Below are 19,314 nucleotides of genomic sequence, written 5' to 3'. Positions count from 1 at the left end.
AGTTGCCCGAGCGCTTCGGATCGCACCCGTGCCCTCGGCGCAGCGGGCTCGCGGTTCGTGTCGGCCGCCATCGACTATCCGCGGTCGCGGCAGTTACCCGAGTAGACCCGCAGTTCGTGTTCGCGCACCGATCTCGGCAGCTATCCGACCGGGTTCACAACTCGCGTTGACGCACCGACCACCAGCCCGCGCCCGCGACGCCGATGGCCCACAGCAGCAGGACCACGATGGCCGCGGGTGCGGGGGCGAGGAAGTCGCTGTCGGTGAACGAGCCGACGGCGACGGTGCTGACGGTGGCCGCGCCGGGTAGCAGGGTGGCGAAGCCCGGGATACCGAGGCCCTCGGCGACGAGCCAGCTCAACGGCTCCACGACGACGAGCCAACCGAGCAGGGTCGCGACCGCACCGGTCGAGGTGCGCAGCAACAGCCCGAGGCCGACGCCGATCAACGACCAGCACGCCGCGGCGAGCAGGCCGCCGCCGAGCACGGTGAGCAGGCGGATGCCGAAGTCGAATTTTCCGCGCCCGAACCCGATCAGACAGGCCATGGCGACCAACTCGACAACGAACGTGGTCGCCAGCGCGAACCCCGCGGTGACAACGAGTTTCGCGGTGACGAGCCGCTCGCGGTCGGAGGTGAACAGTTGGGTCACCGACATGGTGGCGTAGCGGTATTCGGCCCCCGCGCCTGCCGCGCCGAAGGCGCCCGACACCAGGATCGCGACCGCGAGGCCGAGATACAGGCCGATCGTCGCGGCGCCGGTAGCGGGATTGCCTTTCGGATCGGCCGGTCCGGCGAGGATCGCGGTGACCGCGCTCGCGACGAGGGCGATCGCGGGCACCCCGATGCCGAGGATCCGGCTCGGGCGCAGCGTGGTGACCTTGCGGACCTCGGAGTTGACCGCCGGGACGAGGTCCGCGGGCAGGATGTCGATCATCGTGGAATCCCGTAGGGCGTCGGCGTCGGAAGGTGGGCGGCAACTCCGGGATACGGCGTCGGCTGCGGACGGGCCGGTTTGGTGAGCGAGGCCAATACCCGGTCGGGATGGATCGGGTCAGGGGTGATGCTGTCCAGCCGCACACCCGCGGTCTTCGCCGCCTCGTGAATCTGTCCCTCGGTGGCTTCGGCGACGGCCAGCCGCCCGTCGGGGCGGATCACCGTGTCGGTGAAGCCCTGCGCGGCCAGCGTTGTCGCGAGCGCGATCGGCGTGGACGAGGCAACCACCAGGCGATCGGGATGGCCGCGGCGCAGTCGGGCCGGACTGCCCTCGTACACCACCGAGCCTTCGCTGAGCACAATGAGATTGTCCACGAACGGGATCACCGTGGCGAGGCTCTGGCTGGACAACAGCACCGTGCCACCGCGCCGCGTATGCCTGCGCAGAAACTCTTGCAGCCATGCGCGTTCCGCGTTGTCGAGGCCCGCGGCGGGCTCGTCGAGAACGAGCAGCGGCGGATCGCCGAGCAACGCGGTCGCCAAGGCCACCCGGGTCTGCTGTCCTGCGGTCAGCGCACCCGCCCTGGTGTCCGCTGCCGTGCCGAGGCCGACGAGGTCGATCACCTCGTCGACCCGCTCGTCCGCGACGTCGACCGCCGCGGCGTACACCAGCAGGTGGTCGCGCGCCGTGCGCGCTGGATGCAGTCCGCGCGGATCCAGCATGCCGCCCACCGCTCGCGCGGTTCCCGGCAAGCCTTGTCCGCCGATCGCGACCGACCCCGCGGTCGGTTCGAGCAGGCCGAGCACGATCCGCAGGATGGTCGTCTTGCCCGCGCCCGCGGGACCGACCAGTGCGGCCGAAGTGCCCGCGGCAACGGTGAAGCTCACGTTCTCGACGGCCGACACCAGGTTGTACCGCTTGTTCAGGCCGCGGACGGTGAACGCGGGTCCCCTGCTCGCGCTCATCGCGGTGTGGTCGGCGGCTTCGCCGGGTCGATCGCGGTCAGCGGATCGGCCTCGACGATGAGGTTCCGATCGGCGGGCCACACCACCGGTGCGGGCCCGAATGCCTTGCGCGCGTTGTTGATTGTCGTCTTGCCCAGTGCTCGGTTGCCGACGCCGCCGATCACCGCGCCGATGCCCGCCGGGACGATCTTGCCCGCCATCAGGGCCGCGCGCTTGGTGATGAAGCGGATGATGAACCGCTTGAGCAACGAGTCGTTCATGCTCGACAGCCCGGGAATGCGGTTGGCGAAGACCGTGCCCCAGTTTTTCGCGGAGTGGCCGACGGTCTTCTCGACGATCTCCATCCCGGTGTCACCGAGGACGACGGCGAGCACCAGCGCCCTGCGCTGTTCTTTGTCCCCGGGGGAGACGCCGTGCACGGCCGCCACCGCCAGCGTGAACACCGCGGAGGCCTCCATGAAGAAGGTCGTCTCGGCACTGACGGCGGCGATGGCCGCAATGGTGCCGACACCTGGCACCGCGGCGGTCGCGCCGACGGCTCCGCCGCTGCCGGTCACCGCTAGCAGGTACTGCTTCTCCAGCCGCTCGATGATCTGCGCGGGGCTCTCGGTCGGGTGGGAGCGCCGGAGTCGGTCGACGTATTTGGCGACAGCGGGCGCTTGCAGGCGTGACCCGGAATCGAGCAGCTCGACCACCGTCTTCTCGAACGCACCTTTGAACACGGCGTCATCCTCCTCTTCCACCTGTGTTGGGTGAACTGTATGGCACCGACTGCCGTCAGCTCGTCATGACAACGAACTACCCAGCCGAATCGGTTCCGAACAGGACCTGGCCCGCCAGGCGCTCGATCATGCCGGTTGGTTCAGTGCGGGCACTCGCTCGGCCAGGGCGGGCGGCGGCGGCGGGGTGCCGTCCCCGAAGGGCCTGCCGCCCAGCGCTTCCCGGCCGTGCGGGGTCAGCCAGTTGGCCAGCTCGGGGCCCTTCGGCACGATCCTGGTCGGGTTGATGTCGGTGTGCACGGCGTAGTAGTGGGTCTTGATCTGGCCGAAATCGACGGTGTCACCGAATCCCGGCGTCTGATAGAGGTCGCGCGCGTAGGCCCACAGCACTGGCATCTCGGTCAGCTTGCTCCGATTGCACTTGAAGTGGCCGTGGTACACCGGATCGAACCGGACCAGCGTGGTGAACAGCCGCACATCGGCCTCGGTGATGGTGTCGCCCACCAGGTATCGCTGTCCGGCCAGTCGCTCCGACAGCCAGTCGAGACGGGTGAAGAGGCGATCGTAGGCCGCGTCGTACGCGTCCTGGGCGCCGGCGAACCCACAGCGGTACACGCCGTTGTTGACGTCGCGGAAGACCGCGAGATTCACTTCGTCGATCTCGGCCCGTAGCGGTTCCGGGTAGAGCCGCGGCGCGCCGGGGCGGTGGAATTCGGTCCACTCGGTGGAGAAGTCGAGGGTTATCTGCGCGTAGTCGTTGGTCACCACCTGTCCGGTAGGGATTTCGACGATCGCGGGCACGGTGATGCCGCGTGGATACTCGGGGAAGCGTGCCAGAAACGCGTCGCGCAGCCGTGGAATCCCCAGTACCGGATCGATCCCGCCGGGATCGAGATCGAAGGTCCAGCTGAGCTTGTCGTGCGTCGGCCCGCACAACCCGAGCGAGATCGCGTCCTCCAGCCCGAGCAGCCTGCGCACGATCAGCGTGCGGTTGGCCCACGGGCAGGCCCGCGCCGCCACCAGCCGATAGCGTCCCGCCTCGACCGGATAGCCGTCGCGTCCCTTCGCCGTGATGCGGGTCTGGATGTAGTTGGTGTCCCGCTTGAACTCGCCGAGCTCGACGTAGGAACCATTTTCGGATGCCGACTTGGTCACTTGGACAGTCTCGCAGACAGCGGCGACAGGCGACTGTCGCGCTGCTGCGGTCCTCCTTACCGGCTGCCTCGCCTTCGTTCGGTCCGGCGCGGGCTACGGACGGACTGCGTCCGCCGGCGCCTTCTAGGCTGGCCGGATGAGTGATACGAAGGCAACCCGCTTGGAGCGCAGCACCACCGACGGCGGCGCGGAGGTGGCCACCCTGACACTGGCCAGTCCGCCGCTGAACCTCTTCGATCAGGCAATGCTCGATGCCCTGGTCACCGATCTCGCCGAGTTGTCCGCCCGCCCGCCGCGGGCCCTGCTGCTGCGCGCAGAGGGCAAGCTGGTGTCCGGTGGCGTGGACGTGCACGTCTTCGACGGCCTGTCCACCGAGCAGGGCGCCGAGCTGTGGCGCACCCTGTTCGCCCAGATCATCCATCCGTTGGAAGCGCTGCCATGCCCGGTGGTGTTCGCCGCCCACGGGCTCACCCTGACCGCGGCGTTCGAGATGGCGCTGGCTTGCGATCTGATCCTGGCCGCGCCGAAGGCGAAGTTCGGTCTGGTCGAGACGGTTGTCGGTCTGACGCCCTCAATGGGCGGCCCGCAGCGGCTGGCCGAGCGCGCCGGATCCGGCCGGGCCCGCGAGTTCGTGATGACCGGCGACCTCTACGACGCGGCGACCATGGCCGACTGGGGCGTGGTGAACGCCGTGCACGAGGACGTCGACACCGCGGCAAAGGAACTTGTGCACCGCCTGGCGCAGGGACCGACGAAGGCGCACGCCGCGACCAAGCAGATCATCGAGGCGTGGCGCTCGGGCGGTGTGGCACATGCCGATTCGGTGACTCCGGAGGTGTCTGGGGCGCTGTTCGGCACCGCTGACCTGCGCGGCGCGGTGCGCAGCTTCCTCGAAGTCGGACCGGGCAAGGCGACCTACACCGGCGAGTGAACAGGGCCGGAAATCGAAAAGCCGGACACGTTCGCCGCATAATCGCAGAAAATTTGTGACTCGAGTCATATAGTTCGCACAAGCCTGCCAGCTCTAGGCGTGTGCGGAGGACCCATGTCACAGCTCTTGGTCGAATACCCCCTGACCCGTCCACAAGCCTGCGACAACCCGTTGGCTCGCGGCGCCGACGGCGTGCTGCGCTACGGAAACCTGACGCCCGCGCTCACCGAACTGCTCGATCTGCAGGTGCATGCCTTCGCTGGCCGGGAGGCCGTCGTGGAAATCGGTGGTCCCCGGCTCACCTACCGGGAGCTGTGGCATTCCGCCTCCCGGGTAGCGGGTGGCCTGCAGGAGCACGGCATCGGATTCGGCGACAGGGTCGCCATTCACATGCCCGCGGGCGCCAGGTGGGTGCAGGCGTTTCTCGGCGCGCTGCTCAGCGGCGCGGTGCCGGTGCTTGTGCACGACGGCCTGTCCGCCGAGGTGGCAGAGCGGGTAATCGCCGACAGCAGTACCGATTTCGTGCTCGGCATCGGTGGCGCGGGCGGATCGGACGCGCCGCTGCCCGACGGCGCCGCGTTCATCGATGACGGCGCGGCGCTGGGTGACCTGGCGCTGCTGTGTTACACCAGCGACACCGCCGCGCCGATGGGCGTCGAGCTGACCAACGAAAACCTGCTGTCTGCCATCCGTTCGGTGGTCGCGGCCCTCGACCTGCCGACAGACGGGCTGCGCAACCTGATGCTGCTGCCGCTGGCGCATGCCAGCGGATGCGTGGACCAGCTGCTGCCGACCTTCGCGGTCGGCGGCACGGTGGTGCTCGCGCCGGACACCCGCAGGCTCGCCGAGACCCTGGTGGCCGAACGGATCGACATGGTGTCGGCGACACCGCGCATCTTCACCCGGCTGCTGCCGGAACTGGCGAAGCTGCGCACCGACGGCCTGCACACCGACGGCATCGCCCGGGTCAGCAATGCCGGTCACCGCGGCGAGCGGGCCGCCGCCCCCGCGGAACCCGCGGATCTGACGGCCGCCCTACGGGACCTGTTCCCCGCGGCGCGGCGGTGGTCGGTGTGGGGCGCGACCGAGACCAGCGGCATCGGTCTGGCCGTCGACGACGACACCGACACCGCATCCGACACGGTGCTCGGATTCCCCTTCGGCGGTACGGAATTGGCGCTGTGGGGCCCGAAGGCCCGCGTCGGTCACGGCGAATTGCTCTGTCGCGGACCGAATGTCACCCGCCGCTACTGGAACGACCCGAAGTCGACCGCCGACCGTTTCACCGGAAGCTGGTTCCACACCGGCGATCAGGTGACCATCGAGGCCGACGGCCTGGTCCGCCGCGGGCTACCCGAGTAGCCCGCCGAACCGTCCGTCTGTCTGCTCACTCCAGCAGGCGCTCGCGCAGCTCGATGCGCAGTTCCTGGGTGAGGCCGATAGCGCTCAGGTACACCTCGAACTCGCCGTGCATCGTGCGCACCGACTCCAACGCGATACCGAGGTACTCCTCCCGAACGCCGAGCACATCATCGGAGAGCTCTTGTCCCGCAGTCAGTTTCGTCGACATCATGGCACGCAGCGCGGGCACTGCCGCGTTGCTGAGCAGGAAGTCGGCGAGTACGTCTTCCTCGGTGACCTCGACCGCGCGCAGCAGCGTGGCGATCGCCCAGCCGGTGCGATCCTTGCCCGCGGCGCAGTGCACCAGCACCGCACCCTCGCCGCGCACGATCGATTCCGCGATGGCGACGATCGCGACATGCGCCTCGGGCAACGCGGGGAACATCCGGTAGACCTCGAGCATGTGTGCCAGCGCGGAATGGGTCTGCGCGTCGTGTGGCGGCGCCTCGGTCATCCGCGAATCGAACGGTGTGATGTTCAGGCGCACGCCCTCGGGCAGATTGTCGTGCCCGATGTGGTCGATCTCGCGCGGGCCACGCAGGTCGTGCACATCGGTAACGCCGAGTTCGCGCAGGATGGTGTGGCCGGGTGCGTCCAGGCCGCTGAGTTGGGCCGAGCGCAGCAGCACACCGGGGCGGACCTTCGCGCCGTCGAGGGTGCGCAGGCCACCGACATCGCGGAAGTTGAACGTGCCGGCGAGAAAGAACTGGTCGGCGGGGGGTGAGAGAGTCACCGATCCAGGCTATCGCTCCGTCGGTGTCGCTATGGTGTCGTTCCCGGATCGAACACCGAACGACCAGATGACCGATTTGCGAGGTTTTTGTGTGTGATTGCCCACAGAATGCAAGGACGAATCGAGGCGGACCGTAGTCTGGTCGATTGTGTGTCCGGCGGCAGCGATTGCCGAGAGTGACGCCCGGGGAGGCGATTCCGGCGGACACCGGGTGGTCGCAAGGCTATTCCGTTTAGGTAACAAAACATTCTTTCAGTCTGGTAATACCCGCTGAACCTGTCCTTAAACCCCGAAAAGCCTCTACGATTGCTGAATGTTGGACCGGGCAGCCAGTGGATTTCCTAATGGGGGATTCTCGGGAGCGGCCCGCCATGTTCAGCGAGTCGCGCCGACGTTGGTGCGCGAGTTCTTTCGCCGAGGGAGTCGTCGTTGAGCGTTCGTGGAGAAATAGTGGAGGGCCGGTTGCGACCGACCATCTGCGACGCCGTCGAGAAGGCAGCCGCCTCGCTCGATATCACCGGAGTGCGGGCGTTGCGGGTCCTGCTACATGCCGGTGTGAGCGCGTACTGGCCGGTGGTCAAGGCTGCCCCGACCAAGCAGATCCGCGCCTACGAGGAGACCGTGCAGACGCTGCGGCAGCGCTGGGAATTGCAGACCGAATGTATTGCCGACCCGGCCGCGTCCGCGGTGTACCGCGAGATGGACACCGAGGTCGCGGTCTTCCTCGACCTGTGCGCCCAGAAGTCCGGCGCGCAGTGGCTGGAGCCGGTGGATGCCATCGCGGCCTATGCCGTGTCGGTAATTCAGGGCACCGTGCTGCGCTGGCTCGCTGATTGCAATGACGAGACCACCTTGGTGGTGCTCGACGACCTGGTCAGCAGCTTGGCCACCCGGGCTGCCGAAGTCTGATCACCGCTGGCGACTGCTTGCGGGTCGCTCGAAACGGCACCGCTGGCGACTGCTTGCGGGTCGCTCGAAACGGCACCGCTGGCGACTGCTTGCAGGTCGCTCGAAACGGCACCGCTGGCGACTGGCTGCCCGGCAATACTGGACGTTTGACCAGTTTGATGGTTGAGTTGGACCGGTGACCCCGACGTCGCCGATAGTCGCACTGCATACGGCCACGGCCGAGCTGGACCCGCCGCTGGCCGCCCTCGATCTGCCCACATTGCGGGCCAACGCCGCCGATCTGGTGCGCCGCGCGGGCGGGGTGCCAGTGCGCGTGGCGAGTAAGTCGGTGCGCTGCCGCGCGGTGTTGGAGCAAGTGCTCGGCGAAGGCTTGACCGCGGACGGCGGGTTCGCGGGCGTCATGTCCTACTCGCTGGCCGAAGCCATCTGGCTGGTTCGTCGTGGCGCCCGCGACGTGCTGCTCGGTTATCCGACCGTCGATCGCGCCGCGCTTACCGAACTCGCCGCCGACGACACCCTGCGGCAATCCATCACCTTGATGATCGACGACGTCGCGCAGCTGGAGCTGATCCGAGCCGCGGTCGCCAGCGATCTGGTGCATCCGCGGGTTTGTCTCGACGTGGACGCCTCGCTGCGGATCGGACCGCTGCACCTGGGCGTGCGCCGCTCGCCGATTCGTACCCCCGACCAGGCGGCGGCCTTGGCTTGTGCGGCGATACAGCGCGGCTTCGAGGTGGTAGGCGTGATGACCTACGAGGCGCAGATCGCCGGGCTGCCCGACTCGAATATCGCGGTGCGACTGGTGAAGAAGGCCTCGGCGGCCGAAATAACCAAGCGCCGCAAGCAGGTTCTCGATGCGGTCCGCTCGGTGGTCGGCAAGCTGGAGATCGTCAACAGCGGCGGTTCCGGCTCGATCGAGGTCAGCATCGCCGACCCCGATGTCACCGAGGTGACCGCCGGCTCCGGGCTGTACGTTCCGACGCTGTTCGACCACTATCGCTCGTTCACGCCGCGCCCCGCGCTGTATTTCGCCACGTCGGTGCTGCGCAAGCCGACGCTGTCCATCGCCACCGTCTTCGCGGGCGGCTACATAGCCTCCGGCCCGACCGGTCCGTCCCGGGTGCCGAAACCGGTGTGGCCCAGTGGGTTGCGGTTGATCGGCACCGAGGGGACAGGCGAGGTGCAGACGCCGCTGTCCGGTGCCGCGGAACTGCGGATCGGCGACCGGGTCTGGTTCCGCCACGCCAAAGCGGGCGAGCTGTGCGAGCGCTTCGACCGCATCCATCTGGTCGACGGTGACGGCACTAGGACGACGGTGCCGACCTACCGCGGTGAGGGCAACTGCTTCGGCTGACGCCGACGTACGTTTCTCGTCCGGATCGCCACTCGAGATCGCAACTGTCGGCTATTTCGAGGCTCTGAATTGCGCATTGAATACCAACCGGTCTGGCTGTAAATTCCAGTCGGATGCCGGTCGGCGTTTTGTGGAATTAGGTTCATCCGATGAATTCACGGTGGTAATACCCATACTCGGAATAGGTATTCGACGCGATCTTCCGACAGATGCGAAGAGTGCAGACGGCCACCGGATTACGACAAGCCGCATTGCGCAGCGCGACATGACCTCGCGTGCCGCGCTTCAGCTCAAGTGCAGGAAGCTCGCCAGATCCGACAGATCGTCCGGGGTAGCGGGGAGATACTCGGTGAGCAGTGGCGAGCGGATGATGATCGCTTTCCACATCGCGCGGCAGAGTGCGGCCTGGATCAGGCTGCGTGACAGCAGGAACCCCATGCCATAAGGCGCGTCGGCCGGGCTCGATGTGGTCATCGAGAGCAGCACGACCGCGGCCTCCCTGCCTCGGAAGCGGTCGGCCGTGCCGACCAGCACATCCTCGATCTTGGCGCGCGCGAGCAGGGTCCGGATCAGGCCGACCTGGGCGCTGTATGGCGCGATGACGAAGATGTCGTGCGGATGCAGCCGCCGGGTCATCGCGCCGGTCGTCCACGGTAGCCCGAGCAGGGAGCGCACCCGGCGGACCACCTCGCGCGCCTCGGCCACCGATTCGATGGAGTTGCCGGTGTGGTCGACGAGCACGGTGTCAACGCCGGGCGGCACGCCGTCGAGCTGCCGTGCGAGCGTGACGGTTTCGTTGGAGCGCAGCCTGCTGTCGTAGTACAGCCGGGAGATCGGTTCGCAGACCCGTGGATGCATCCGCCAGGTCCGGTCCAGGAAGTAGCCGCGTTCGGCCGGCAGGGTGTTGCGTCCCTCGGCGAGCCAGCCGAGCACCGACTCACCGACCGGCTCCGGGTGGGCGCTGCGCGTGGTCGGCGGCGCGGGATCGCCGAGCAGCAGCAGATTTCGTGCGCTGACCGCGACCGCGACGGTGTCGGCCAGCGGAAAGCCGCCCGCGTCGGCGATCACGAGCAGATCGAGGCGCTCGTGTGACACCAACTCATCGTCGGCGAAATCCGCTGGGGCGCCGCCGAGCACGCACCCATTGACGGCGTTGTCCAGGAATCGCGCGTACCGGGCGCCGTCGATCACGGCCCACTCCGGTGCCACCGACTGCACGTCCTTCTTCGCGACCAGTTCGGGCAGTACCCCGATCTCGACGATCAGGTCCAGCATGTTCTCGACAGTCGAATGCGACTGCGCGACAATGCCGATCCGCCACTTGTGCCTGGTGACGAGGCGTTCGATCGCGCGGGCGACGGTGGAGATCTTGCCGGTGCCCGACGGGCCCTGTACGGCGAGGTACGAGTTGTCCAGTTCGCGCATGGCTGTGGTGATCGCCGCGGCGTGGTCGCCGTGCACGTCGGGGAGGCCGCCCGCGCGGTGCAGCCGTGGCGGACGGCGCGCCAGGATGTCGAATATCGCGCCCGATGGCACCTCGGGCAGCGCCATCAGCAGCTCGTGGGCGACGAATTCGACAGCGGTCTCGGCGGTCTCGTCCCACACGGGTAATCCGGGCGCGATGGCCGTCGGTAAGTCGTCGTAGGGTTCGCAGCCCTCCGAAAGCAACTCCTCCAGCCGCACGGTGTCGTCGAAGTCCGCGTCCACCGAACAGCCGAGCACCGTGGCGACGGCGGTTGCCCGCCGTCCGACCGCGGTGACCATGCCCGCGGCGACGGGATGGTCGTAGAAGGTGTACACGGTGGTTCCCGGTGCCAGCACAGTGTGCGCCGCCACCGCGCCCGCGGTGTGCGGACCCGGCCCGCCGGACGTGCCCGCTACGCCATTGCCGGATGCGCTCGATCCCGTTCCAGCGCCCCAGCCGATGCCGATCCGACCGGTCAGTGTGAGGTACCTGCGCATGGTCGCCCGGTGCGGGCTGCGATGCCATTTGGTATCCACCGTGCCCCAGTCGGCGACGAGAACGCCGGGGGCGTCGGCCCATTCGTCGACCGGGTGGCTGAGCCGGTCGGCGTGCGCCCACCACAGCGGTTGGCGTTCGCGCCGGTGATAGCCGAGCGCTGCGGCCATCAGCGCGGCCGGATGGTGCGGTGCGTCGTGTGTCGCGGCGAATTCCGCGAGTGCGGCCTCGATGGAGGAGGGCCGCGACGGCGGTGCGAGGTCCGCCTCGTCGGGCTCGGTCACCAGGCACCACGAACTCGCGCGCTCCAGCGTCACCGCCTGTGGGTCGATCCGCTGTTCGGCGGCCCGGTCCACCAGCCAGTCCCGCAGCCGCAGCACGGTCAGGCAATCGCGTTCGGTGATCGAGGAATGCGCCTCGCCGGGGAGCAGCCGTCGTAGCCGGCTCAGCCCGTAGGACCGTTCGCCGATGAGCAGCGCGTTGCGCACAATCGGATACAGATCCACCAGCACGCCCGCGCGTAGCAAGTCGTCGACGACTTCCTCGCCGCTGCCGTGCGCGCCGGTCCAGCGCAGCAGCGCGGACCGGACCCCGGACGAGTAGTGGTAGACGTGCATGTCCGGATACATCCGGCGCCGCTGCTCCAGATAGCCGAGCACTTCGTCCAGCGCACGGCGCTGTCCGGCGGCATCGTCGGCGGATTCCATGCGGAAGGCCAGATGGACGGTGCCCGGTCCGCCCACCTCGACGCCGGTCGGCTGCCCGGCCGGACCCTCATCGATGGTGAGCGAGAGGTCCCCAGGTGAGGGCGGCGGCAGCGCGCCGAGCGCGATGATGTCGACAAGGTGATGTGTCGGTTTCCCGGAATCCTCTCGGCACAGCTGGATTTCGGCTTGTTTGCGTAGCCCGCTGAAGGTCCGCGGCGGCACGCCAGGGACGGTGTTCTCGGTGACTGCGAGTCGATCGATGGTGCTCACGCCCGCCTCGCGCAGCCGCGCCCGCGTGGTGCGTGGCATCCCGGCGACCAGGAGCAGGTCGCGCGCCGCCGCGAGCGCCGCGGTACAGGTCGGGCAGTGGCCACAGGCCAGATAGCGCGGATCGCCCCACTGCACCGGCAGCAGTTCGCTCAGCTTGTCGTCCACAATGCGTTCGACTCGGCGGCGGCGCGCGAGATACACCGGCACCAGATCGGAGAGCGTGTGGGTGGTGCTGTTCTCGCCCTCGTGCAGCCGGACCAGAGGTGCCGTCAGTGCGCCGCTGCCGTCCAAAGCTTCGGCGCACGCGGCTAGTTCGAGTGCCGCACCGACCTGATCCGGCGGATCCGCCGCGGTGCCGTGCACGGTGTAGCGGACCCGGTGGCCCGCCCGCACCAGAAAGTCGCAGGAGCAGAAGAATCGCCCGTCGAAGAAGGTGGCGCCGTGGATCACGTGCACGCCGGCCCGCAGCGCGGCGACGGTCTCGGCGTGTGCGTCACGCAATGCCGCGACGTGGGCCGATGGCGCGTCGGACTCGCGCGCGGCGCAATGGATTTCCACCATCGTGCTGCCGAACCGATCCCGGAAATCCGCGAGCCTGCGTTCCCGCGAATCGTCGAAACCGCTGTGCGGCCGCACAGCGGTTTCGGGTGCGGTGTCCGCGACGGGCGCGAGATTGCCCAGTTCGGTATCGAGGGCACGCAGCAGCGCAAACTCACAACGCGCCGCGCGCACGAGATCGACGGCGGTGCAAACGACACGATCACCGAACACGAACAAACGCGGCCCTCCTGTGTCTTTGCGGGACACCGCCCCCCGTCTTCGCGGGACACCCGCTGCCGACTAGCGCTGCAATACACGCCGGACGGCAACACTGTAGCTAGCGCGCCTGACCTCGATGAACCCTCCCCGGTTCAGGAGCGCGGCTGGCGCCTTTCGGGGCGCTTGCCGCCGGGGCCTTCACGCCGCGGAGCGCGGTTGAACGGACGCTGTCCCGGCGGACCGTAATCGGGCGTCAGCTGAATGAGCTGACCGCTGATCCTGGTGCGCCGCAAGGCTTCCAGCGTTTCCGCGGGCAGGTTCGCAGGCAGTTCGACCAGGCTGTGATCCGGTCGGATGCTGATGTGCCCGAAGTCGCTGCGCCGCAGTCCGCCCTCGTTGGCGATCGCGCCGACGATCGCACCTGGCACGACACGATGCCGCTTGCCGACACTGATCCGATAGGTCACCAGTTCGGCGCCGGTCCCGCGCTGATGCGAAGGTCCGCTGCCGCGCGGTCCCTCTTCGTCCTCGAATCGACGCGGCGCGCGCTCGCGCGGTTCCCTGCGCGACCGTTCCGGCTCCGGCGGTTCGGGCTGCATCAGGAAGTTGTCGCCGTCGCGGGAAAGCACGGCCAGCGCCGCCGCGATGTCGACGAGCGGAATGTTGTGCTCGCGTTCGTAATCCTCGATGAGCCTGCGGAACAGCTGCAGGTTCGACGAGGTCAGGCTCTCGGTGATGTTGTCACCGAACTTGGCGACGCGCTGTGCGTTCACGTCGTCCACACTCGGCAGCTGCATTTCGGTCAGCGGATGCCGGGTGGCCCGCTCGATCGACTTGAGCAGGTGGCGTTCGCGCGGCGCGACGAAAAGCAGTGCCTCACCGCTGCGCCCGGCGCGGCCGGTGCGGCCGATGCGGTGCACATAGGACTCGGTGTCGTGCGGAATGTCGTAGTTGACCACATGCGAGATGCGGTCCACGTCCAGCCCACGAGCGGCGACGTCGGTGGCGACCAGGATGTCCAGCGCACCGGACTTGAGCTGCCCGATGGTGCGCTCACGCTGGTTCTGCGCGATATCGCCATTGATGGCGGCCGCGGAAAAGCCACGGGAGCGCAGCTTTTCGGCCAGCTCCTCGGTGGCCTGCTTGGTGCGCACGAAGATGATCATCGCCTCGAACGACTCGACCTCGAGGACCCGGGTCAACGCGTCGAGCTTGCGCTGATGCGACACCTGCACCCAGCGCTGGGTGATGTTGGTCGCGGTCGAGGTCTTGGACTTGACCGTGATCTCGACCGGATCGTTCAGGTACTGCTTGGAGATCTTGCGAATCGCCGCGGGCATGGTCGCCGAGAACAGCGCGACCTGCTTGGTCGACGGCGTGTCCTTCAGGATGCGCTCGACGTCCTCCTGGAAGCCCATCTTCAGCATCTCGTCGGCCTCGTCGAGCACCAGGTACTTCAGCTGCGACAGGTCGAGCGTGCCCTTCTCCAGGTGGTCGATCACCCGGCCAGGGGTACCGACGACCACGTGCGCGCCGCGGCGCAGGCCCGACAGCTGGACGCCGTAGGCCTGGCCACCGTAGATCGGCAGCACGTGCAGCCCTGGAATATGCGTGGCATAGCGCCCGAACGCCTCGGCGACCTGGATCGCGAGCTCGCGGGTCGGCGCGAGCACCAGGGCCTGCGGAAGTTTGCCGGAGGTTTCGAGACCCATCAAGATCGGGATCGCGAACGCAGCGGTCTTGCCGGTGCCGGTCTGGGCCAGGCCGACCACATCGGCGCCGGACAGTAGTGGCGGAATCGTCGCAGCCTGGATCGGCGACGGCGACTCATAGCCGACATCGGCGATGGCCGCGAGAACGCGGTCATCGATCCCGAGATCGGCGAAAGTCGGGCCGTCGTTGTCCCTGTCGTTGTCGCCAGGAACGCTGTCGACCTGATTGGTACTCATTGACCAGGAGTTTACTGCCTCGCGGTGGCCGTCCCGGCCACCGGCCCAATACCGTGAGATCTATGCAACCCGATAGTGCGTCCATGCATCAGAACCCGGCGCCATCCGCGCTGGATGTCGCGGTCGTTCAGTTTGCGCCGGGAACCGATCCGTCGGCCAACCTCGCGGCGTTGCGTGAGCACGTCCGGGTGGCCGGTGAACGCGGCGCGAAAGTGGTCATCGCACCCGAATACTCGATGTTTGCCGTGTCCCGGCTCGACGAGCGTGTTGTGGCCGCCGCCGAACCGTTGACCGGGCCGTTCGTCACCGGTCTCGGTGCGATCGCCCGCGAATTCGGTGTGCATCTGGTGGCCGGAATAGTGGAGGAAGTGGCACCGGGCGCGGACCGGATCCGCAATACCCTCGTCGCGCTCGCACCCGACGCGACCCTGGTCGCGCGGTACCGGAAGGTGCACCTCTACGACGCGTTCGGACACCTCGAATCCGACATTGTCGAGCCGGGCGAGATCGAGACGCCCGCCACATTCGTTGTCGACGATGTGACGTTCGGCATGCAGACCTGTTTCGATCTCCGCTTCCCGGAGGGCGTCCGGCGCGTCGCCGCGGCGGGCGCACAGGTCCTTGTGCTGCCCGCGCAGTGGATTCCCGGTCCGTCGAAGGTGGATCAGTGGACGACGCTGCTGCGCGCGCGGGCGATCGAGAACACGATGTACGTCGCGGCCGCCGATCAGTGCGCGCCGCGCGGTGCCGGCGCATCGATGATCATCGATCCGACCGGCGGCGTGCTTGCCGAACTCGGCGATGAACCGGGTGTCCTGACGGCCGGAATCGACCTCGAACAGCTGGCTGCGGTGCGCACCACCAACCCGAGCCTGGCATTGCGTCGATTCACGATTACCGAGCGGGTACCGGAGTAGCGTTCTTTTGGATGATCTACACCGATCGGGCATCGGCCGGTCGCGCGCTGGGTGCTGAGCTGGAGCACCTGCGTGCGTCGGAACCGCTGGTGCTCGGACTGCCTCGGGGCGGCGTTCCGGTCGCAGCCGCGGTTCGTGATGTGATCGGCGGCGATCTCGATATTCTGCTGGTCCGCAAGCTCGGTGTGCCGTGGCAGCCGGAGCTTGCGATGGGCGCCATCGGCGCGGGCGGGGTCCGGGTGCTCAACCGGGATGTCTTGGATCACACCGGGATTTCGCCGCAGCAGTTCGCCGAGATCGAGGACGTCGAGCGCGTCGAACTGGAACGCCGCCGCCTCGTGCTGCGCGGTGATGCCAAGCCGATCGCGATGGACGGGCGCACGGTCGTGATCGTGGACGACGGCATGGCGACCGGAGCCACCGTCATGGTCGCCTGCCGCATCGTGGCGCAGCAACAGCCCGCGCGGATCGTGGTCGCCGTGCCCGTGTCCTCGGCCGAGGCCCTGCGCAGGGTGCGCGCGGAGGCCGACGAAGTGATCTGCCCGCTGGTGCCGCGCACGCTCGGCGGGGTCGGCACCGCCTACGTGGACTTCCACCAGCTCGAAGACGAGGAAGTCATCGAGCTGCTGCCGTGATGGGCGCTGGACCACGCGGCACAGTGGCGGTCAGACCTCGGTGATGCCCTTGCGATGGCGCTGTGCCAGGTCCGCGTAGAAGCTCGGGTTGAGCTTGACCCAGCCCTCGGCTTGGGTGCCCGCGATCGGCTTCTTGACCTGGGCGGGCGCGCCTGCGGCCAGCACACCCTCGGGGATCTTCGCGTGCGCGGGCACCAGGGAGTGGGCGGCGATCATCGACCCGGCGCCGATCTCGGCCATATCGAGGACTGTGCTGCTGTTGCCCACAATGGCTTCCGCGCCGACCGAAGCGCCGTGGAACACCACGCTGTGCGCGATCGTCGCACCAGGACCGATTTCCATCGGCACGTCCGGTGGGACGTGCAGCACCGCGTTGTCCTGGATATTGGCCCGTTCGCGGATGGTGATCGGCGCCAGATCCGCGCGCAGCACCGCGCCGTACAAGATGGAGGCGCCTGCCTCGACCCGGACGTCACCGATCAGCGTCGCATTGGGCGCGACGAACGCGGTCGGATCGACCTGCGGCCGTTTGCCTTCGAATTCATAGAGGGGCACCCGCCCACCGTAACGAAGCTCACCAGCGTTCGGCGTAGGCGATCCGGCGTTCGGCCGCGGTGACCATCGGGCTCAGCTGTCCGGTGAACAATTCCGCGGTTACCGGAACGATGTCGACATCCGCGCCCGTGCGCACCGCGTACCGGCCGTCGCCGACCACATCGATCCAGCACAGCACCCCGAACGGGCGCAGCTCGTCGTCGGCTCGGCGCAGCGAGACCACGATCTGGCCGATGCCGTCGCGTGGCTGGTTCAGCAGTCTGCGTATGCGCGACGGTGTCGATGGACCGGCGACCGGCACGGTCACCAGGTCTCGGCTGTCCTCTTTGACCCTGGTCTGTGGCGCGGTCATCCGAGGCACTGCGCCGGGGGTGTTCTCCGGCAGCATCGAAACCACCCTGGCGGAAAGGTTTTTCGCGGCGCCGACGAACAACCGGACGTCAGCACCGCGGTCGGGTGTCGCGGCGGCGCGCTGCGCGGCGACCACGGCGATGTCACCCGCGGACGCGCCGAGTACCCGCACCGGCCGCACGGCGGCCTCGGAATTCGAATCATCGCGCTGCCCGAATACCTCTACACACACCGTCGGCCTGGCCAGCAAACGCAGCGCCGCTTCCAGGTCTGCGTCGAGCGCACCGTCGCACCACCGGTTCAGCGCGGGCAGTTGCGCCGCCCGCTCGGCGGTGTCGCGCGCGGATAGCCGGACAGCAAGGGGGTAGGGGATCCGATCACCGTCGGTGCGCGCCCAAGCCAGCGCGAACTGGTCCGGCGTGAGCGTCCAGCTCACTCGTACTCGGTCCACTCGCCGAGTACCGGCGGTGTCGTCGGATCCATTGCGCCGATCAATTCGCCTGCCTCGTCGGCCGGTTCGAGGAAGGTGAGCTCGTCGTCGACGAAGTGCAGACCGTCATCGTCGTCGTAGTCGGATTGCGCGGCCCGAGGAGGTGGGCTCGCGGACTGGCGAGGCGTGTCGGCGGCGGCGAGCGCGCCGCCCATCATGCCGCCCATCGCGCCCGCGCCCATGCCGGTGACCGCATCGGCGTTGGCGTCCTTGCGGCGCTCCTCGCGTTTGCGTTCGTCGTCGGAGGTGTTGGCGTTGCCGCCCGAGCCGGGGGCGGTCGGGGTGACCACGGCCGTGGCGGCGGTGACAACGGGTGTGCCGGAGGTCGTTCGCGGACTGCGGCCGGGGGTGATCGTCGCAGGTCCGGCTACCGGGGTTTCCGATGCGGCCGCGACAACCCGTGGCGCGGCAGGTGTCGGGTCGGCAGCGCCGGTGCTGCCGAGCGAACCGGCGGCGGCCGGAGAAACCGACGCGGGTGTCGTCTCGGCGGCTGCCGCCGGTGCGGTCGCTTCGACCGCCGTCGACTCCGGCGCGGCAGCCAGGGGAGTGGCTGTCGAGATTTGCGTTGCGGTAAGCGTTCCCGTGTTGCTTTCGGCAGTCGCTGTCGCGGCGGGCGCGGACGCGGTGCTTCCAGGTGTCTGGGGTGCGGCACCTGTCGCGCCATCCGGGAAGGCCGGTATTCCGGACCCACTGGGGATGAACGCGTTCGTGTAGATGCTGTCCATCGCCTGCACGACATCCTGGCGGGAGTGCTCGGTGGTCTTCTGCGCGGCGACATTGCTGGTGGCCTGTCCCGGATCGAGCAGGGCGGCGGTCAGATCCGGTGTGGCGCCGGACGGCTCGACGACCGCGGCGCGCAGTGCCTCCGCGGCATCGCCCGCCTGACCGAGCCGCTGCGCCACCGTCGCCATCACATCGGCCAGCTGCTGCCCGGACTGCTCGAACTGGTGCACGGCGTCTGCGGCCTGCCGTGCCGCGCTCCCGCGCCAACCGTCGGCGATGGCGGATCGAATCTCGGTGTGGGCCTGCTCGACCGCCTCGGCCAGCCCGGTCGCGGAACCCTGCCAGGCCTGCCTGCCCGCGGTGAGCACGGCGGGATTCAGTAGTTGGACCCCGGCGTGGATGTCCTGGTGCGACAGGTTGTCGAAGATCTCGACGTTAGGCGCATAGTCGGGATCGGTGCGATGGGCGCCGCGTTCGGCGGTGCGCGGCAGCTTACGCATGCGTGACCCCCACTACCTCGGTCTGATCGACCGCCACCGCGAGGTCATCGTCGGCTTGCGTATACGCCGCGCCGGCCGCACGGAAGGTGCGCGCGAGTTCCCTGGCGGTATCGGCGTATTCCCGCAGCCGCGCCACCGCGGTGTCGGCCTTGTCCTCGAAGCCGCGGCGCAGCGCGTCACCGGAGCCGAACCCGCCGAACCCGGGCAGCGAGGTGGCGGCGCCGAGCTGCTGGATCTGCGCCTCGACCTGATCGGCGAGCTGCTCGTAGCGGCGGGCGCACCGCTCGGGCGCGCCCTCGGCGACCAATAGGCCGTCGATCCACAGTTCGCCCTCATCGACCGCGGTGTCGAGGGCTGTCACGTTCGACCGCATCTCGGCGTCCCCCTTCCTCAT

Annotated in this window: 17 protein-coding genes; 6 read left to right on the top strand and 11 right to left on the bottom strand. The window is 68.4% G+C overall.

Annotated elements, in window-relative coordinates; translation table 11 throughout:
• Window positions 1-154: 154 nt before the first annotated feature.
• The 4 genes from ACFQZZ_RS20760 to ACFQZZ_RS20745 all read right to left on the bottom strand — a co-directional run bounded on the left by ACFQZZ_RS20760 (window position 155) and on the right by ACFQZZ_RS20745 (window position 3,776).
• Window positions 155-937 (bottom strand): ABC transporter permease, encoded by a 783-nt coding sequence (locus tag ACFQZZ_RS20760; protein WP_378683089.1) that lies wholly within the window; start codon window positions 935-937, stop codon window positions 155-157.
• Complete coding sequence (locus ACFQZZ_RS20755; protein ID WP_378683086.1) at window positions 934-1,902, bottom strand: ABC transporter ATP-binding protein; 969 nt, start codon at window positions 1,900-1,902, stop codon at window positions 934-936. The genes ACFQZZ_RS20760 and ACFQZZ_RS20755 overlap by 4 nt, the downstream gene beginning before the upstream one ends.
• The gene (locus tag ACFQZZ_RS20750; RefSeq protein WP_378683083.1) at window positions 1,899-2,624 is read right to left on the bottom strand and encodes a hypothetical protein; all 726 of its coding nucleotides are present in this window, start codon (window positions 2,622-2,624) and stop codon (window positions 1,899-1,901) included. The genes ACFQZZ_RS20755 and ACFQZZ_RS20750 overlap by 4 nt, the downstream gene beginning before the upstream one ends.
• A 126-nt stretch (window positions 2,625-2,750) precedes the next feature.
• Window positions 2,751-3,776 carry a glutathione S-transferase family protein gene (locus ACFQZZ_RS20745; protein WP_378683081.1) on the bottom strand — a complete coding sequence of 342 codons (1,026 nt, stop codon included), beginning with the start codon at window positions 3,774-3,776 and terminating at the stop codon, window positions 2,751-2,753.
• Between the two features lie 136 nt (window positions 3,777-3,912).
• Here ACFQZZ_RS20745 and ACFQZZ_RS20740 point away from each other — a divergent pair, with 136 nt between their 5' ends.
• Together ACFQZZ_RS20740 and ACFQZZ_RS20735 are read left to right on the top strand one after the other, a co-directional pair.
• Window positions 3,913-4,707, top strand: a complete 795-nt coding sequence (locus tag ACFQZZ_RS20740) for an enoyl-CoA hydratase/isomerase family protein (protein WP_378683078.1) — start codon at window positions 3,913-3,915, stop codon at window positions 4,705-4,707.
• A gap of 114 nt (window positions 4,708-4,821) precedes the next feature.
• Entirely contained in the window at window positions 4,822-6,069 is a 1,248-nt protein-coding gene (locus ACFQZZ_RS20735; protein ID WP_378683075.1) for a class I adenylate-forming enzyme family protein, read from the top strand.
• Window positions 6,070-6,094: 25 nt separating this feature from the next.
• Here the strand turns inward: ACFQZZ_RS20735 and ACFQZZ_RS20730 are convergent, their stop codons facing one another.
• Window positions 6,095-6,841 carry a tyrosine-protein phosphatase gene (locus ACFQZZ_RS20730; RefSeq protein WP_378683072.1) on the bottom strand — a complete coding sequence of 249 codons (747 nt, stop codon included), beginning with the start codon at window positions 6,839-6,841 and terminating at the stop codon, window positions 6,095-6,097.
• A gap of 429 nt (window positions 6,842-7,270) precedes the next feature.
• Here ACFQZZ_RS20730 and ACFQZZ_RS20725 point away from each other — a divergent pair, with 429 nt between their 5' ends.
• A complete protein-coding gene (locus ACFQZZ_RS20725) occupies window positions 7,271-7,750 on the top strand; it encodes a TetR family transcriptional regulator (RefSeq protein WP_378683069.1) in 480 nt (159 codons plus the stop codon).
• Between the two features lie 175 nt (window positions 7,751-7,925).
• Window positions 7,926-9,104 carry an amino acid deaminase/aldolase gene (locus ACFQZZ_RS20720; protein ID WP_378683067.1) on the top strand — a complete coding sequence of 393 codons (1,179 nt, stop codon included), beginning with the start codon at window positions 7,926-7,928 and terminating at the stop codon, window positions 9,102-9,104.
• Between the two features lie 285 nt (window positions 9,105-9,389).
• Here ACFQZZ_RS20720 and ACFQZZ_RS20715 read toward each other — a convergent pair whose 3' ends face one another.
• Complete coding sequence (locus ACFQZZ_RS20715; protein ID WP_378683064.1) at window positions 9,390-12,812, bottom strand: AAA domain-containing protein; 3,423 nt, start codon at window positions 12,810-12,812, stop codon at window positions 9,390-9,392.
• A gap of 140 nt (window positions 12,813-12,952) precedes the next feature.
• Complete coding sequence (locus ACFQZZ_RS20710; protein ID WP_378683061.1) at window positions 12,953-14,749, bottom strand: DEAD/DEAH box helicase; 1,797 nt, start codon at window positions 14,747-14,749, stop codon at window positions 12,953-12,955.
• Between the two features lie 62 nt (window positions 14,750-14,811).
• On the opposite strand from ACFQZZ_RS20710, the gene ACFQZZ_RS20705 reads away from it, so the two are divergent.
• Complete coding sequence (locus ACFQZZ_RS20705; RefSeq protein WP_378683058.1) at window positions 14,812-15,666, top strand: carbon-nitrogen hydrolase family protein; 855 nt, start codon at window positions 14,812-14,814, stop codon at window positions 15,664-15,666.
• 11 nt (window positions 15,667-15,677) lie between these two features.
• Window positions 15,678-16,301: a phosphoribosyltransferase gene (locus ACFQZZ_RS20700; RefSeq protein WP_378683055.1), complete on the top strand. Its 624-nt coding sequence runs from the start codon at window positions 15,678-15,680 to the stop codon at window positions 16,299-16,301.
• A 30-nt stretch (window positions 16,302-16,331) separates the two neighbouring features.
• Here the strand turns inward: ACFQZZ_RS20700 and ACFQZZ_RS20695 are convergent, their stop codons facing one another.
• The 4 genes from ACFQZZ_RS20695 to ACFQZZ_RS20680 are packed head-to-tail and all read right to left on the bottom strand — an operon-like array spanning window position 16,332 to window position 19,314.
• Entirely contained in the window at window positions 16,332-16,856 is a 525-nt protein-coding gene (locus tag ACFQZZ_RS20695) for a gamma carbonic anhydrase family protein (protein ID WP_378683052.1), read from the bottom strand.
• Window positions 16,857-16,875: 19 nt separating this feature from the next.
• On the bottom strand, window positions 16,876-17,643 hold the full coding sequence (locus ACFQZZ_RS20690; protein WP_378683049.1) for an ESX secretion-associated protein EspG: 768 nt from the start codon (window positions 17,641-17,643) through the stop codon (window positions 16,876-16,878).
• Window positions 17,640-18,920, bottom strand: a complete 1,281-nt coding sequence (locus ACFQZZ_RS20685; protein WP_378683046.1) for a WXG100 family type VII secretion target — start codon at window positions 18,918-18,920, stop codon at window positions 17,640-17,642. The genes ACFQZZ_RS20690 and ACFQZZ_RS20685 overlap by 4 nt, the downstream gene beginning before the upstream one ends.
• On the bottom strand, window positions 18,913-19,314 hold the full coding sequence (locus ACFQZZ_RS20680) for a hypothetical protein (protein ID WP_378683043.1): 402 nt from the start codon (window positions 19,312-19,314) through the stop codon (window positions 18,913-18,915). Before ACFQZZ_RS20680 ends, ACFQZZ_RS20685 begins: the two co-directional genes overlap by 8 nt.

It is taken from the genome of Nocardia sp. GCM10030253 (assembly GCF_042675075.1).
In the GTDB taxonomy this organism is placed as follows: domain Bacteria; phylum Actinomycetota; class Actinomycetes; order Mycobacteriales; family Mycobacteriaceae; genus Nocardia.
The sequence above is the reverse complement of the archived record's forward strand: the minus strand, read 5'-3'. Positions and strand labels throughout refer to the sequence as shown.

Bases quoted from the DNA above. Each gene is read 5' to 3' on its own strand.
- ACFQZZ_RS20760 (WP_378683089.1), bottom strand. From the start codon at position 937: ATGATCGACATCCTGCCCGCGGACCTCGTCCCGGCGGTCAACTCCGAG.
- ACFQZZ_RS20755 (WP_378683086.1), bottom strand. From the start codon at position 1,902: ATGAGCGCGAGCAGGGGACCCGCGTTCACCGTCCGCGGCCTGAACAAG.
- ACFQZZ_RS20740 (WP_378683078.1), top strand. From the start codon at position 3,913: ATGAGTGATACGAAGGCAACCCGCTTGGAGCGCAGCACCACCGACGGC.
- ACFQZZ_RS20735 (WP_378683075.1), top strand. From the start codon at position 4,822: ATGTCACAGCTCTTGGTCGAATACCCCCTGACCCGTCCACAAGCCTGC.
- ACFQZZ_RS20710 (WP_378683061.1), bottom strand. From the start codon at position 14,749: ATGAGTACCAATCAGGTCGACAGCGTTCCTGGCGACAACGACAGGGAC.
- ACFQZZ_RS20705 (WP_378683058.1), top strand. From the start codon at position 14,812: ATGCAACCCGATAGTGCGTCCATGCATCAGAACCCGGCGCCATCCGCG.
- ACFQZZ_RS20700 (WP_378683055.1), top strand. From the start codon at position 15,678: ATGATCTACACCGATCGGGCATCGGCCGGTCGCGCGCTGGGTGCTGAG.
- ACFQZZ_RS20685 (WP_378683046.1), bottom strand. From the start codon at position 18,920: ATGCGTAAGCTGCCGCGCACCGCCGAACGCGGCGCCCATCGCACCGAT.
- ACFQZZ_RS20680 (WP_378683043.1), bottom strand. From the start codon at position 19,314: ATGAGGAAGGGGGACGCCGAGATGCGGTCGAACGTGACAGCCCTCGAC.